We start from the raw sequence: 15,242 nt of genomic DNA, 5'->3' as shown, positions 1-15,242 counted from the left end.
CGGTGCGTCCTTCGGGTTGCCCCAGCCGCCCAAAGGACGCACCGGCGCGGTGCGCGAGGTCAGCCTCCTTCGGAAGTGCTCAACCGCTGCGCGGCGTCGTAGAGCGAATGGGCGTGTAGTTCGAACAGGGCGACGAGATCGACGCTGTCGCCGCCGATCTCCTTGGCGATGAACAGCCCGTCGGCGCCGGCCATCGCGTACGTGGTCAGCAGGGCGACCGAGCCGTCCGACAGGCCGGGCGCGAGGTCGCGGATTGCGTCGACGAGGCGGAGGCGTGCTTGTTCACGCACCTGCAAGAACATTGTGCGGGCGCTCGGTTCGACCGGGCGCCGCTCGAGGGTGAGCATCAGCCCCAGCCGCAGGAAGTCCGGTGAATCCAACAGCGTCTTCGCGACCTGCATCGCCAGGGCCACGATGCGCTCGCGTGGGTTGTCGCCGTCCGGTACGGTCCACCCGGACAGCCAGGTGTCGAAACTGCGCTCGATCACCGCGGCGATCAGCTCGTCCTTGTCCTTGAAATGCCAGTAGATCGAGCTCGCGGGCAGACCGCACTTCTTGCTCACCAGCGCAATGCTGGTGCCCTCGTAGCCGCGCTCGGCGGCGACCTCCACGGCGGCGTCCAGAATCCGGCGACGGGACTCCTCGCCGTTCGCGCGGCGCTGCCGGGTCCTCTTCTGCTCGTCCACGAGCGCTCCTCAGGTTGCGACGGTGTGTATTGACTCACACTGCACGCCAGCTTACTGTAGTGACCACTACAGGAACAATCCCTGATCTTCGGCGGCCGGATTCCACCCCGCCGATCGACACCCTTCCCCGCTCGACGAGAGGTCTCGACGTGACCGACATCCCGCACTACGACGTCGCCGTCATCGGCTACGGCCCCACCGGCGTGACCGCCGCGAACATCCTCGGCCAGATCGGATTGAAAGTGCTTGTGATCGAGCGCAATCCGGATATCTACGGCAGGGCGAGGGCAATCTCCACCGACGAGGAGGTGCTGCGAATCTGGCAGCAGGTCGGCCTGGCGGACCGCCTGCAGGAGGACATGCTCGCCGGCAACGCCGCTACCTTCGTCGACGCGAACGGCGCACCGTTCACGGAGATCGCACCGGTGTCCCACGGATCCGGTCACCCGCCTCAGCAGTTCATCTACCAGCCCGCACTCGAGAAAGTGCTGCGCGGCGGCGTCGAACGATTCCCCAACGTGGATGTCCTGCTCGAGCACGAGTGCCTGCGGGTCCTCCAGGACGCGACCGGGGTCGAGCTGATGCTGGCCGACCTACGGAACGACGCCTTCGAACGCGTGCGTGCGTCCTACGTGATCGCCGCCGACGGTGGCGCGAGCCCCACCCGTGCTCAGCTCGGGATCGGCTACGAGGGCCGGACCTACGCCGAACGGTGGGTGGTCATCGATACGAAGGTGCTGCAGGAGTGGCCGGGCCACGATCGGCTCCGGTTCCACTGCAACCCCGACCGTCCGACCGTGGACTGCCCGACACCGCTCGGACACCACCGGTGGGAATTCCCGGTCCGCGACGACGAGGACGAGGACGAACTGGTCACCGACGCAGCGATCTGGCGCGTACTCAACAACCAGGGCATCACCGACACGCAGGTGAGGATTCTCCGCGCAGTCGTCTACAGCCACCACGTGCGCTTCGCCGACCGCTGGCGCGTCGGCCGGGTCTTCCTCGCCGGCGACGCCGCCCACGCGATGCCGCCGTGGATCGGCCAGGGCATGTCCGCCGGGGTGCGCGACGTGGCAAACCTGTGCTGGAAGCTCGCCGCAGTGCTCGACGGCACCCTGCCCGAATCGATCCTCGACAGCTATCAACTGGAACGCCTACCTCATGTGCGGGAGGTGACCGACCGCGCGGTCAAGGTGGGCCGGCTCATCACCCAGCGGCACCCTGTACTCGCGGCCGTGCGTGATCGGTTCTTCCGGATTGCCATGCGGGTACCGGGGATTCCCGAATGGCTACGGGACAATCGGTGGATCCCGGACGCCTTCTACCCCCGAGGCCTGCTGGCCGGCCCGAAGGCGGTCGCGTCGGCGGCGGTGGGATGGCTCGTACCGCAGCCGTGGGTGCTGGACGAGAAGGGCAGCCTCGAACGCCTCGACGACGTGCTCGGTGGGCGATGGACGATCCTGCATGTCGGCTCGCCGGACTCGTGGCCCGGCTGGCGCACCGCCGGCGTACCGACCGTCCGCCTGGCCGGTCCCGGCGCCGCCCCGGCCGCCGACACCGTCGTCGACACGAACGGCACCCTGATCCGGTGGATGCGCGCCAAGGGTGCCACCGTCCTGGCCCTGCGGCCGGACGGGGTCGTCTACGCCGCCGCCGGACCCGACACCAACCTGGCGCCGCCCCCGCCGGGAATGAAAGCCGCCTCATCCATTCGCCTTTCCGAGGAAACGGAGACCCTCGCATGACCCGCACAGCGCTGACCGAACGCACCGTGACCGTCGCCGGCAAGGACATCTTCTTCGCCGAAACCGGAGAAGGGCCGGCGGTACTACTGCTGCACGGCGGCGGGCCCGGCGCCTCCGGGGTGTCCAACTATTCCCGCAACATCGACGAGCTCGCCCGGAATTTCCGGGTGATCGTGCCGGACCTGCCCGGTTACGGACGCTCGAGCAAGGGCGTCGACCGGTCCGATCCGTTCGGCTACCTCGCCGACAACATCCGCGGACTGCTCGACGCCCTGAACCTCGGCCGCGCCCACCTGGTCGGCAACTCCTACGGCGGTGCCTGCGCCCTCCGCCTGGCTCTCGACACCCCGGAACGGGTCGAGAAGATGGTGCTCATGGGCCCCGGTGGCATCGGCACCACGCGCGGGCTGCCCACTCCCGGCCTGCAATCGCTGCTGTCGTACTACACCGGCGACGGTCCCTCACGCGGCAAGCTCGAAAGCTTCATTCGCAAGTACCTGGTCTTCGACGGGGCCACCGTACCCGACGAGGTGATCGACGAACGCTACCGGTCGAGCATCGATCCGGCCGTGGTGGCCGATCCGCCGCTGCGCCGTCCCTCCGGGCCCGGCGCCCTGCGCACGCTGTGGGGCATGGACTTCACCCGCGACCGGCGACTGCGCCGGCTCGCCACCCCCACGCTGGTGATCTGGGGCGCCGACGACAAGGTCAATCGTCCGAGTGGTGGCCGCATGCTGGCACACACCATGCCTAACTGCGACCTGCTGCTCGCCGCGAACACCGGCCACTGGGTGCAGTGGGAACGCGCCGACTTCTTCAACGCCGTCACCACGGCCTTCCTCACCGGGAGCACCCGATGACCACCGCGGACTCGCTGTTCGGCTCCGTCCACCTCGGTTACGTCGTCATCGAGACGAACAAGTTCGCCGACTGGCACCGCTTCGGCCGCGACGCGATCGGCCTGCATGCCGACCGGCTTTCCGCCCAGGCCATGCGATTTCGGCTCGACGACCATGAATGCCGGTTCCTGCTGCAACGCGGCGACGCGGAGGACGTCACCGCCCTGGGCTGGGAGATCGACGATCACGGATCGTTCGACCGGATCGTCGCCCGGGTGCGCGACCGCGGCGTCCCGGTCACCGAAGGCACCGACGAGGAGGCGGCCCTGCGCGGCGTCGAACGCCTGCTGCGTTTCCCCGGGCCGAAGGACATCGACCAGGAGATCTTCACCCGTGCCCGCACCACCACCACGCCGCTGGCGATGAGCAACGCCGGATTCGTCACCGGCGCATCGGGAATGGGACACGTCGCGATCACCTCGACCCGGCCGCACACGCTGCACGGCTACTACGGCACCGTCTTCGACGCCCGGCTGTCCGACTACATCGACGAAACCATCAGCGGTGCCAAACTCAAGATCCGCTTCCTGCGCGTCAACGAACGCCACCACTCGGTGGCGATCGCCGCGGTCCGCGGTCTTCCCGTCGACCCGGTCCGCACCCGGATCCAGCACCTGAACATCCAGGTCACCGAGCTCGACGACATGACCCGGTCCTACCAGCGTGTCAAGGAACTCGGCTTCGACATGGCCCTCGGCGTCGGCCAGCATACAAACGATCGCGAGCTGTCCTACTACGCTCGCACTCCGTCCGGGTTCGAGTGGGAGGTCGGCTGGAACCCCATCGTGGTCGACGAATCCACCTGGGAGCCGACCACGCACCGCGGCATCAGCATCTGGGGCCACACCCCCGAGGGGCAGACCGTCGTCGACAAGCTGGCCCAGTTCAAGACGGCCGCACTGTCGCTGCGCCGCCCCGAGCAGACCGTCCCCGCGCTCAGCGGAACCGGAATCGCCGACGACTGCTCGATACGAATCCGTTGAACGGCGGTGCCGGTAGGACCGGCGACTATGGGTGCACCTGTGGAGGTATTCGTCGACGGCTTTGTGGATGAGTGCCCTGCGCTTGCGGGGTTGGCTTGCGGCGAATTCGTCGAGTTGGTCGCTGAGTGGTTTGGTAGGCGGCCTTGGCGGCGGGGGATGCGCTTCGGCGGTTCTACCGCGCCGACTGCGCCGACGGACTACCGAGTGCACCTCGGGCCGGTCGGCCCCGCGTGCGCTCCGTTCGCGGCCTCGATACCGCCACGACGGGGTCAGAGTCACGGCCTGACCCCTGCCTACAGTCCCGGTGCCGTCGCAGGGCACGGGAACCGCATCAAGTGTTCACACGTAAGACGTACGGACGTGCCGGCTTCGACCCGCTCCGCGAACGAACCCTCCTCGGCAGCTGATGGCGGCCGTCACGGCAGATGGGCCCGAGCCTGTCTCTGTCCATGGTTCGGATAGCTGCGATATGGAGATACCCTGAAAGGGCGTCGTCGAGAGGTAGGCGGATGGCACCAGGGATTCCCGGGCGGTACAGGGACGGATAGCACGTTGGCGATCGACGACGAGCCGCTCCGAACCCAGCGCGATACCGTCTCCGCGACGGTGAACGAGCTGCGCGCGGCCGGGTTCGATGACGCCCAGGAGATCGGACGCGGAGGCTTCGGTGTGGTCTATCGCTGCACCCAGTCCGCTCTGGATCGCACGGTGGCAGTGAAGGTGCTCACCGACGACCTCGACGAGGAGAACCAGGCCCGATTCCTCCGAGAGCAGCAGGCAATGGGCCGACTGACCGGGCACCCGAACGTCGTGAGTGTGCTCGCGGTCGGCGTCACCGACAGCGGACGTCCCTTCCTGGTAATGCCCTACCATTCGCAGAACTCGCTCGACGCGCGGATTCGCAGGCACGGCCCGCTCTCGGTGCCGGAGACGCTGCGGTTGGGAGTGAAGATGGCCGGTGCCCTCGAAACGGCGCACCGATTAGGCATAGTGCACCGCGACGTCAAACCCGGCAATATCCTGCTCACCGACTACGGCGAACCGTCGCTGACCGACTTCGGTATCGCGCACATCACCGGTGGTTTCGAAACCGCGACCGGCACGATTGCCGGATCTCCCGCGTTCACCGCCCCGGAGGTGCTCGGTGGTGACCCGCCGACTCCTTCCTCCGACGTATATGGGCTCGGGGCAACACTGTTCGCGGCGCTGACCGGGCATGCGGCATTCGAGCGCCGTAGCGGTGAACAGGTGGTGGCCCAATTCCTACGGATCACCACCCAACCAGCGCCGAGCCTCCGCGAATCCGGTATCGAAGCCGACGTCGCCGCGGTGGTGGAACGCGCGATGTCCCGGGATGCGGGCGAGCGACCCACGGCGGCGGCGCTGGGCGAGGCACTGCAGGAAGTCCAACTCCACCGCGGTGTCCCCGTCGACGAGATGGCGCTACGCCTTGTCCTCGACGCAGAGCGGGACACAGGCGACCCTGTGCCTCTGTCGGCAGGGCGGTCACCCGCCCAGCGACTCCCGTCTCCTTTGCAACCGGGAACGGTTGTCGATGGCGGTCTTCCCCTGGAGTTGACGAGCTTCATCGGCCGGCGAACAGAGCTCACGGAGGCCAAGAGACTACTGTCGAGGTCACGACTGGTCACCTTGACCGGGATCGGCGGTGTCGGAAAAACCCGACTGGCGTTGCGAGTCGCGACCAACACCCGGCGCGGCTTCGCCGACGGAGCCCGGCTGGTTGAGTTGGGCGACCTGCGCGACGGCTCGTTGGTGGGCGAGGTCGTCGCGGCCGGGTTGGGGATACGGAACCGCTCCCCGAAACCTCTGCAGACCCTCGTGGAGTTCCTGGCAGCTCGGCAGATGCTGCTGGTGCTCGACAACTGTGAGCAGGTTGTGGACGCGGCGGCGGACCTCATTGAGACACTGCTGCGCACCTGCCCTGGCCTGCGGATTCTCGCGACGAGTCGCGAAATCCTCGATGTTCCCGGGGAAGCCGTCCTCCGCGTGCAACCGCTGACTGTTCCGGAAACAGACCGGCAACCGTCGCTGAAGGGGCTGCCCAGCTACGACGCAGTGACGTTGTTCGCCGAGCGGGCCGCCGCCGCGGTGCCCGGCTTCGAGGTCACCGCGGACAACGCGGGCACTGTCGCTCGAATCTGCGCCCGGCTGGATGGTCTGCCCTTGGCTATCGAATTGGCGGCGGCGCGGCTGCGCACGATGTCGCCGGACCAAATCCTGCAGCGGTTGACCAACCGGTACGCGCTGCTGACCCGCGGCAGCCGCAGCGCGCCGACCCGTCAGCAGACCTTGCGGTGGAGTATCGACTGGAGCTATGAACTGTGCTCCCCTGCAGAACAGCAGCTCTGGGCCCGGCTGTCGGTCTTCGCCGGCAGCTTCGAACTCGATGCTGCCGAGCAGGTGTGCATGTACGACGCCGAACCCGCCGATCTCGCCGATCTCGTCGCGTCGCTGGTGGACAAGTCGATCCTCATTCGTGGGGACTCGGGGGCGATGGTGCGTTTCCGGATGCTCGAAACGTTACGCGACTATGGCAGGGACAAGCTCGAGCAGGCGGGCGCGCTCGTAAACCTCCGCCGACGTCACCGCAGCTGGTACCGGCAGCTGGCCTTGGACGCAGAGTCCGGATGGATCAGCCCTCTCCAGCTCGGATGGCTCTCCCGGCTCGAGCGAGAACAATCCAACCTGCGCGAAGCGATGGAATTCAGCCTGCCCGAGGCCGACGACGCTTCGGCCCAGGCGGGGCTCGAGATCGTCACCGCCTTGTTTCCGTTCTGGCTCTCCCGGGGCCTGCTCCGCGAGGGACGCCGTTGGCTCGACCGAGCGCTGACGCTGCGGGATGAACAGGACACCGCCCTTCGGGTCAAGGTGCTGTATTCGGCCAGCATCCTTGCCAGCCGTCACGAAGACCTGGAGCGGGCAGCCGCGCTGACCGAGGAAGGCCGTGTCCTGGCCGAGGCCCATGGAAGTGCACTCGATCGTGCGCTCATGCAGCACGCCGCCGGTGTTCACGCCCTGCACAGCGGCCATCCGGAGCGCGCCGTGGGCTCTTTCACCGCGGCCCTCGATGTACTGCGCGGCGCACGCAGCCTCCTTGCGTACATCACGACTCTGCACGCACTGGGATTGGCCCACGAGATTCTTGGGCACGCCGAAGACGCTGCTGGCTGTCTCGAAGAGGCGATCCGAATTGCCGAATCACACGGTGAATCGGTGTCCTGCGGCCGCTCGGCCTTGACTCTGGGGCTAGTGAGGTGGCGAGAGGGCGACCGTGATCGCGCCGTGATGCTGTTGCGAAAGGGACTCGAACTGGCCCGCTTGGTCGACGATCCCTTCGGGGCCACCTGGTGCCTGGAAATCCTCGCCTGGATCTCGTCCCACGAGAACCGATTCCACCGCGCCGCTGTCCTGATGGCAGCTGCCGAGGTACTACGACGGAGGGTGGGCACCTCCATCGTTCAAATCCCGGACTTGACCGAATCTCACGAGGAATGCGAGCGCATCACGCGCCGCTCACTCGGACCGCGGGCGTTCGCGGCCGCATCCCGCGAGGGCGAAGCGCTGGGTTTCGCCGCCGGTGCCGCCTATGCCCTCGATGAACAGGCATCGACTGCATCACCACACGTCGGTCCCGCGACGGTACTCACCAAACGCGAACGCCAGGTCGTAGACCTGGTCGCACAGGGCCTGACCAACAGAGCGATCGCCGCCCGACTCGTGATCTCCCCGCGCACCGTACAGAGCCACGTCGAGCACGTCCTCACAAAACTCGGTATTTCCTCCCGCACACAGATTGCGGCCTGGACCGCCGGACAGGCCGCCGATCGCGGGGCTGATGAGAGATAAACGTGTCTCGCATACCGTGCACGGCCCAACGGCGCCTCCCGAGGCTCCGATAGGTCGCTGGTGCGGTTGCATCAGACGCTCTCGGGAGGGATAAGACGGCAGTCGGCTGGTCTTCGGCGGATTGGAGGCTGGAGGGGCACTTTGGGCTGATGTACCCCGGTCAGCATCTTGCTTCGACTCGGCACGTGTCGTCCCAGTCCGGCAGTTCGGCCAGATCAGGGGCCAACAGGCGGTCGAGCAGCACGATCGGCACGGCCAGCAACCATGACATCGGTACAGTGAAGAGTTTGTCGATAATGATATTCATCTCAGAGCTCCTGGCTCTAGAAGCGGGGTTGGTCGCGGCTCAGGTGACGCACGCGGCGCCGCAGGTCCAGCGACGGAAGAACTGAGCGGTGTACGTGAAGAACGACAGGTCCGGATGCAAGTCCGCGGCCGAAGCCGCGAAAGTGGCGGATGCCGACAAGTGGCTCGTCTGCGGTTGGAACGGCACGGCCGGTACATGGACGGCGCGTCCCGACCCCTGACAATCCCCACCTGGGAACGGGATTCACCGCGGAGGCTTATTCGGGGTGTCGGGTCAGCGATCAACGAGGTTCTCGAAGATGGTGGCGTTGGCCATACCGCCACCCTCGCACATCGTCTGCAGCCCGTACCGGATACCCTCGGCGCGCATGTGGTGGACGAGAGTTGTGGCCAGGCGCGCTCCCGAGCCGCCGAGCGGATGGCCGACCGCGATCGCCCCGCCCAGCGCATTCACACGATTCTCCGGGGCTCCGGTCGCTCGGAGCCATGCACCGACGACGCTGGCGAACGCCTCGTTGACCTCGAAGGCGCCGATGTCCTCGAGGGTCAGGCCTGCCCGGTCGAGTACCCGCGCCGTCGCGGGGATCGGCCCGGCCAGCATGGTGACGGGGTCGTCGCCGACCACCGTCGCCGTGTGCACCCGCGCCAGTGGTGTGAGTCCCAGCTGCCGGGCGCGTTCTCCGGACATCATCAGCAGCGCGGCTGCGCCGTCGGAGATCTGAGACGCGTTGCCCGCGGTGACCCGCCCGTCCTCGCCGAGGACCGGATCCAGCTGACCGAGCTTCTCGAGGGTCGTGGCCCGGCGAACTCCTTCGTCGAATTCGAGCTTCGTGCCGTCCGGCAGAGTCACCGGCACGATCTCACCGGCGAAGCGACCGTCGTCGACCGCACGGGCCGCCCGCTGGTGTGAGCGCAGGCTGTACTCGTCGAGCCAGGTGCGGCTCAACTCGTACCGGCCGGCGAGAGTCTCGGCACCTCGAATCTGGTTGAATTCGACACCCTCGTATCGCCGCCGGATCGCGTCGCTGTTCGGGTCACCGAGGCCGACGCGCCGCGCCGATCCCATCGGGATCCGGGTCATCGATTCGACGCCACCCGCAACAGCGATGTCGTACTGGCCGGAAATGATACCCGCGGCGGCGAAATGCAGTGCCTGCTGGCTGGATCCGCACTGCCGCTCGATGGTGGTGCCGGGCACCGACTCCGGCCAGCCCGCGGCGAGGACGGCGTTGCGTGCGATGTTGCCGGCTTGTTCGCCGACTTGGCCGACACACCCCCACACGACGTCGTCCACGGACCCGGCATCGATCCCGGTGCGATCGAGCAGCGCGGTCAGGACGGTCGCGGACAGATCGACTGGGTGGACGTCCGCCAGCGCGCCCTTGCGACGCCCGATGGGGCTCCGGACGGCTTCGACGATGACTGCATCACGCATGGGGTGTTCCTCTTCTCTCGTTGTCGGTAGTCACGACGCGGTCCAGACCGGGGTGCGCCGTTCGGTGAAGGCGGCCGCACCCTCACGCGCGTCGTTCGAGCCGAACACCGGCATCACGATGCGCCTGGTTCGCTCGAAGGCCTCGACGGGCGGCCAGCCGGGCGACTCGACGACCACCTTCTTGCTGGCCTGCACCGCGAGCGGGCCGTTGGCGGCGATCTCCTCCGCGAGGGCGAGCGCCTCCGTCAGCACCTCGGACTCGGGAGCCAGTCGATTCACCAGGCCGAGCGGGTGCAGCTGAGCGGCCGTCATGGATGCCCCGGTGAGAATCATCTCCAGTGCCACCGCGCGCGGCAGCCGCACCGGCAGCCGGGTCAGGCCACCGGCGGCAGCGACCAGACCGCGACGCACCTCGGGCAGACCGAACGTGGCGGTCGGTGCGGCGACCACGAGATCGGCTGCGAGAACGATCTCGAATCCGCCGGCGAGCGCCGGACCGTCGACGGCGGCGATCAGCGGCTTGGCAGGAGGCGCCTCGACCAGCCCGGCGAACCCGCGACCCTCGATGCGGGGGCTCTCGCCCCGCAGGAAAGCCTTGAGATCCATTCCGGCACAGAAGTATCCGCCGGCGCCGGTGAGTACGCCGACACTCAGATCCGGGTCGTTGTCGAGCCGGTCCATCGCCGATGCGAGCGCACTCGCCATCTCCCGATCCACGGCGTTGCGGGCTTTCGGACGGTTGAGCGTGATCACCAGGACCCGACCTCGCCGTTCGGTCAGTACCACGTGCTCGGGAGTCTCGCCGGTCATCGGGGCGCCATCCGGATTGCGCCGTCGAGGCGGATCGTCTCGCCGTTGAGCATGCCGTTCTCGATGATGTGCGCGGCCAGCGAGGCGAACTCGGACGGCTCACCGAGGCGCTGCGGGTGCGGGACCGAGGCCGCCAGGGCCTCGCGAATATCGCTGCGGGCGTTCAGCAGAAGCGGGGTGGCGAACACGCCGGGCGCGATCGTGCACACCCGGACTCCGACACTGGCGAGGTCGCGGGCCGCAGGCAGGGTCATCCCCACCACCCCAGCCTTGGAGGTCGCATAGTTGATCTGCCCGATCTGGCCCTCGTAGGCGGCGACGGACGCGGTCAGAACGCACACACCGCGGTCGCCGTCGAGGGGCTCGTTGGCGGCCATCGATTCGGCCGCGTAGCGAAGCACGTTGAAGGTACCGATGACGTTGAGGCGGATGACCGACTCGAACGGCTCGAGGTCGGCGGCCTTGCCCTCTTTGGTGAGGATGCGCATCGGTTTGCCGCGGCCGGCGCAGTGCACGACCGCACGTACCGGGCCATGCTCGGCGGCCGCGGCGAATGCGGCGGCGACGGCGTCCGAGTCGGTGACGTCCGTCGGCACGAACTGCGCGGCCGGGCCCAGCGCTGCGGCCTGCTCGGCGCCCGGTGAGCCGGGAAGGTCGAGCAGGGTGACGGTGGCGCCGGACTCGACCAGACGGGTGGCGGTCGCCAGTCCGAGTCCGGATGCGCCGCCGGTGACGACGGCGTTGATGTCCTTGATCTGCACTTCGATGATCCTTCGATGCGGTCCGGACGCGTGGCGACCGGAGCGGGTGCGTTGAGAGGCTCAGAGCCCCATCGATTTCGAGATGACACTCTTCATGACTTCGCTGGTGCCGCCGAAGATCCGGGTGACCCGGGCGTCGGCGTACAGCCGGGCGATGGGGTACTCGGTCATGTAGCCGTAGCCGCCGTGCAGCTGCAGGCACTTGTCGATTACCCGGGCCTGCAGCTCGGTGCAGAACAGCTTCACCTTCGCTGCGTCCGCCGGGGTGAGTGTGCCGTTGTCGAGGGCGATGAGCGCCTGGTCGACCATCGATTGCCCCGCCTGCAGGTCGGTCGCGCATTCGGCGAGTACGAACTTGGTGTTCTGGAAGTTGGCCAGCGGCGTGCCGAACACCTGGCGTTCCCGGGCGTATTCGAGGGCGAGGTTGACTGCCGCGGTGGCGGTGGCGAGACCGGTGATTGCGATCGACAGTCGCTCCTGCGGCAGGTTGTGTGCCAGCATCGCGAATGCGGCGCCCTCCTCGCCGAGGAGGTTCCTGGCCGGTACGCGGACGTTGTCGAACGTCAACTCGGCGGTGTCGGACGACTTCATGCCGATCTTGTGCAGGTTGCGGCCCCGGATGAATCCGGGCATGTCCCCCTCGACGACGAGCAACGACAGTCCTTTGCGGCGGTTCTCCGGATCCTTGGAAGTGCGTGCCACCACGATCACCAGTTCGGCGTTGATTCCGCCGGTGATGAAGGTCTTGTTGCCGTTGAGGATGTAGTCGTCGCCGTCCCGGACGGCGGTGGTGGCGACGCCCGCGAGGTCCGAGCCGATGCCGGGTTCGGTCATGGCGATTGCGCTGACCAGGTTGCCGTCGGCGAAGCCCGGGAACCAACGGTCGCGCTGTTCCTCGTTGGCGTACTCGAGGAAGTACGGCAGCACCGTGTTCAGGTGCACCTGGAATCCGCCGAGCGAGGCGGCGGCGTAGCCGATCTCCTCGTAGACGACGGTGTTGAACAGGAAGCTGTCGATGCCGCCGCCGCCGTACTGTTCGGGAACCTGCAGACCGTTGATACCGATCTCTGCGGTCTTCTTGTAGAAGTCGCGGGGGATGCAGCCCTGAGCCTCCCAGTCGGGCAGGTTCGGAGTGATTTCCTTGGCGATGAATTGGCGGACCGTGTCGCGGAAGGCGTCGTGGTCTTCGGTGAAGATGTTGCGTTGCATGGTGATTCCTTTGAGAAGGCGGGCTGTCGGCAGGCGGGTTCCGATGTCTAGCGGAGGCGGACGATGTCGGAGGCGACCAGGGCGTCGACCGCGGCGGCGGGGTAGCCGAGTTCGGCGAGCAGCTCGGCGGTGTGCTGACCCAGGTCCGGGTCGCCTTCGCTGCCGGGCTTGGGCATGCTGCCAAGGTGCCAGGGTGACCCGAGGGCGGTGTGCGATGCCCCGTCCGTGTCGCTGACTTCGATGAACAACCCGGACGCTTCGACGTCGGCGCTGCGCATGGCCTCGGGGTAGGTGTTGATCCTGCCGGCCACAACTCCGTTGGTGGTCAGCAACTCCATGGCCTCGTCGCTCGTCATCGTCGAGAATGCGCTGCGCAGCTCGACCAGCATTGCCTGCCGGTTCGCCACCCGCAGGGTGTTGCTTGCAAAGCGCGGGTCCTCGGCCAGGTCGGGGCGCCCGATGAGGCGACACAATCGGTGGAAGTGCACGTCCGAGTAGGCGGACAGGACCAGGTTGCCGTCCTTGGTTGTCATCACGTCCGCGGCGGGGGCGATGCTGGGCTGTCCGTTGCCCTTGCGGATGGGCTCCTCGCCGGTGATCAGGTACTGGCCCCAGTTCGTGCCCTGCAGGTGGAGCGCGACTTCGAGCAGCGAGACCTCGACGGTGTCGCCTTCGCCGGTGCGGAGCCGGCGCACATAGGCCGCCAGGATCGCCTGGGCGCACACGTAACCGGAGGCGACGTCGACGATCTGGGCCCCCACCTTCTGCGGCTCACTGTCGGCTTCCCCGGTGACCCACATCATCCCGCTCTCGGCCTGCGCCGCGATGTCGAGCCCGGGTCGGTACTTCGACGGTCCGTGCAGACCGAATCCGCTGACGGTCGCGTAGACCATCCAGGGGTGGGCGGCGAGGACCTGCTCGGCGCCGAGTCCGAACGACTCCATGACGCCGGGGCGCAGGTTCTGCACCACGATGTCGGCGCCGGCGATCAGTTTCCGGGCGATCTCCTGTGCCTGGGGGTCCTTCAGGTCCAGCGCGATGGACCGCTTGCCGCGGTTGTAGTTCTGCAGCATGGCCTCGCCGGCTGGTCCGATCCCGCGGGCGGACTCGCCGTGCACCGGTTCGACCTTGATCACGTCCGCCCCGAGGTCCACGAGGATCTGGGTGGCGGCGGGGGCTGCGATGAACTGCCCGAAGTCGACGACGCGGACACCGTCCAGGGGCCTGTTGATGTTCATGCTGTCTCCTCGACTCGACGGCGGATGAGGGTGATGTCGCGCTCGGGGTTGACCATGAAGACTGCGATGACTGCGCCGACGATCATCAGGGCGCCGCTGGACTGGAAGCCGATCGCATAGCCGGTGATCTTGTCGACGGACGAGCCGACGGCGAAGCCGAGCACGAGCGGCGCCACCATGCCGGAGATGCTTGCGACCGCCGAGAGCATGCCCAGGACCATCCCGCGCTTCTTCGCCTGGACGACGTCGGCGATCGCGGAGAGTGCGACACCGAAGGCTGCGGTGTTCAGCGAGAACGCGAGGGCGATCAGGACCAGTTGCAGTCCGCCCTGCGGGAGTAGCGTGAACCCGGCCATCGAGATTCCGGCGGCGGCGACGAGCGCTGCGCTGAAGTAGCCGCGGGCGACCCGTCGGGAGACGCCCCGCGAGATCAGCCGGCCGGAGAACCAGCCCGCGGCGATAGCGCCGCCGGCGGCGAGCCCGTAGGGCAGCATCATGAGCTGACCGGCGGTGGCGGTGTCGTAGCCCAGGCCTTCCTGGAGGTAGACGGGCAGCCAGGCGATCTTCAGGGTGGTCGACCAGTACGAGCTGAACATCAGTACCGCGATGCCGATTACAGTGCCGGTCTTCAGGATCGTCTTGTAGGGGGCGTCGACAGTCTCGACCACCACCGTGGAAACCGAAGCCGTTTCGCCTTCACCGGCGCTGCGGCCGAGGATCAGCCAGGCCCCCGCCCACAGGATGCCGATCGCGATGAGTACATAGAACGCGGCGTGCCAATCCCAGTAGAAGATGATCCAGGTGAGTACGGGCGCGGCGATCAGAGTGCCGATCGAGGCGCCCGCGGAAACGAAGCCGCCCGCCATCGCCCGCCTCTCCGGCGGGAACCAGGAGTGCGCGGCGTGGTTGGCCAGCGCGAACGCTGGACCTTCGGCGAATCCGAGGATCACACGGCAGGCGATGAGGACGCCGAAGCTGACCGTGCCGAGCAGTGGGATCATCGTCGCGACCCAGGTCAGCATCAGGCCGGCGAGCAGCCAGCGAAGGCTTACCCGAGACGAGAGCCAGCCGAAGAACAGTGCGCCGGCAGCGAACAACCAGAAGAAGCTGCTCTGCAGGAGTCCGAACTGCTGCGAGCTCAGCCCCAGGTCGCGCTGGATCTGCACCCCGGCGAACGCGATGACGGATTTGTCGGCGTGGTTGATGAGCATGAAGAGGACGAGAAGGCCGACGACGAGCCAGGCACGTCGCATCTGCGTCGACCGTGGCGGCCGTGACCGTACCGACGGGTTCGTCGGCG

At 67.5% G+C, this 15,242-nt stretch carries 12 protein-coding genes; 4 read left to right on the top strand and 8 right to left on the bottom strand.

The annotated features are described in order from the left end of the window. Positions 1–59: 59 nt before the first annotated feature. Entirely contained in the window at positions 60–686 is a 627-nt protein-coding gene (locus OCS65_RS01930) for a TetR/AcrR family transcriptional regulator (RefSeq protein WP_029546733.1), read from the bottom strand. Between the two features lie 149 nt (positions 687–835). Between OCS65_RS01930 and OCS65_RS01925 the strand changes: the two genes are divergently transcribed. From OCS65_RS01925 to OCS65_RS01910, 4 genes are all read left to right on the top strand, one after another. Then, the gene (locus tag OCS65_RS01925) at positions 836–2,434 is read left to right on the top strand and encodes a bifunctional 3-(3-hydroxy-phenyl)propionate/3-hydroxycinnamic acid hydroxylase (RefSeq protein WP_263508589.1); all 1,599 of its coding nucleotides are present in this window, start codon (positions 836–838) and stop codon (positions 2,432–2,434) included. Beyond that, entirely contained in the window at positions 2,431–3,294 is an 864-nt protein-coding gene (locus OCS65_RS01920) for an alpha/beta fold hydrolase (protein ID WP_263508587.1), read from the top strand. Before OCS65_RS01925 ends, OCS65_RS01920 begins: the two co-directional genes overlap by 4 nt. Beyond that, positions 3,291–4,316: a VOC family protein gene (locus OCS65_RS01915; protein ID WP_263508585.1), complete on the top strand. Its 1,026-nt coding sequence runs from the start codon at positions 3,291–3,293 to the stop codon at positions 4,314–4,316. The genes OCS65_RS01920 and OCS65_RS01915 overlap by 4 nt, the downstream gene beginning before the upstream one ends. Positions 4,317–4,868: 552 nt before the next feature. Continuing rightward, positions 4,869–8,183: a protein kinase domain-containing protein gene (locus tag OCS65_RS01910; protein ID WP_168580424.1), complete on the top strand. Its 3,315-nt coding sequence runs from the start codon at positions 4,869–4,871 to the stop codon at positions 8,181–8,183. 160 nt (positions 8,184–8,343) lie between these two features. Here the strand turns inward: OCS65_RS01910 and OCS65_RS01905 are convergent, their stop codons facing one another. The 7 genes from OCS65_RS01905 to OCS65_RS01875 all read right to left on the bottom strand — a co-directional run bounded on the left by OCS65_RS01905 (position 8,344) and on the right by OCS65_RS01875 (position 15,195). Continuing rightward, positions 8,344–8,490: a hypothetical protein gene (locus tag OCS65_RS01905; protein ID WP_168580425.1), complete on the bottom strand. Its 147-nt coding sequence runs from the start codon at positions 8,488–8,490 to the stop codon at positions 8,344–8,346. Positions 8,491–8,763: 273 nt separating this feature from the next. Next, positions 8,764–9,924, bottom strand: a complete 1,161-nt coding sequence (locus tag OCS65_RS01900) for a thiolase family protein (protein WP_168580426.1) — start codon at positions 9,922–9,924, stop codon at positions 8,764–8,766. Positions 9,925–9,954: 30 nt separating this feature from the next. Beyond that, positions 9,955–10,734, bottom strand: a complete 780-nt coding sequence (locus OCS65_RS01895; protein ID WP_168580427.1) for a crotonase/enoyl-CoA hydratase family protein — start codon at positions 10,732–10,734, stop codon at positions 9,955–9,957. After that, positions 10,731–11,495: an SDR family NAD(P)-dependent oxidoreductase gene (locus tag OCS65_RS01890; protein ID WP_168580428.1), complete on the bottom strand. Its 765-nt coding sequence runs from the start codon at positions 11,493–11,495 to the stop codon at positions 10,731–10,733. Before OCS65_RS01890 ends, OCS65_RS01895 begins: the two co-directional genes overlap by 4 nt. A 60-nt stretch (positions 11,496–11,555) precedes the next feature. After that, complete coding sequence (locus OCS65_RS01885; RefSeq protein ID WP_168580429.1) at positions 11,556–12,704, bottom strand: acyl-CoA dehydrogenase family protein; 1,149 nt, start codon at positions 12,702–12,704, stop codon at positions 11,556–11,558. Between the two features lie 47 nt (positions 12,705–12,751). Beyond that, entirely contained in the window at positions 12,752–13,942 is a 1,191-nt protein-coding gene (locus tag OCS65_RS01880; RefSeq protein ID WP_168580430.1) for a CaiB/BaiF CoA transferase family protein, read from the bottom strand. Beyond that, positions 13,939–15,195 carry an MFS transporter gene (locus OCS65_RS01875; RefSeq protein WP_168580431.1) on the bottom strand — a complete coding sequence of 419 codons (1,257 nt, stop codon included), beginning with the start codon at positions 15,193–15,195 and terminating at the stop codon, positions 13,939–13,941. Before OCS65_RS01875 ends, OCS65_RS01880 begins: the two co-directional genes overlap by 4 nt. Positions 15,196–15,242: the final 47 nt, after the last annotated feature.

Origin of the sequence: Rhodococcus aetherivorans (genome assembly GCF_025722975.1) — a bacterium.
GTDB classification, from domain to species: Bacteria; Actinomycetota; Actinomycetes; order Mycobacteriales; family Mycobacteriaceae; genus Rhodococcus; species Rhodococcus aetherivorans.
The sequence above is the reverse complement of the archived record's forward strand: the minus strand, read 5'-3'. Positions and strand labels throughout refer to the sequence as shown.

Coding starts and splice junctions, on each gene's coding strand:
- OCS65_RS01905 (WP_168580425.1), bottom strand. CDS start 8,490: ATGAATATCATTATCGACAAACTCTTCACTGTACCGATGTCATGGTTG.
- OCS65_RS01880 (WP_168580430.1), bottom strand. CDS start 13,942: ATGAACATCAACAGGCCCCTGGACGGTGTCCGCGTCGTCGACTTCGGG.
- OCS65_RS01920 (WP_263508587.1), top strand. CDS start 2,431: ATGACCCGCACAGCGCTGACCGAACGCACCGTGACCGTCGCCGGCAAG.
- OCS65_RS01885 (WP_168580429.1), bottom strand. CDS start 12,704: ATGCAACGCAACATCTTCACCGAAGACCACGACGCCTTCCGCGACACG.
- OCS65_RS01900 (WP_168580426.1), bottom strand. CDS start 9,924: ATGCGTGATGCAGTCATCGTCGAAGCCGTCCGGAGCCCCATCGGGCGT.
- OCS65_RS01915 (WP_263508585.1), top strand. CDS start 3,291: ATGACCACCGCGGACTCGCTGTTCGGCTCCGTCCACCTCGGTTACGTC.
- OCS65_RS01875 (WP_168580431.1), bottom strand. CDS start 15,195: ATGCGACGTGCCTGGCTCGTCGTCGGCCTTCTCGTCCTCTTCATGCTC.
- OCS65_RS01895 (WP_168580427.1), bottom strand. CDS start 10,734: ATGACCGGCGAGACTCCCGAGCACGTGGTACTGACCGAACGGCGAGGT.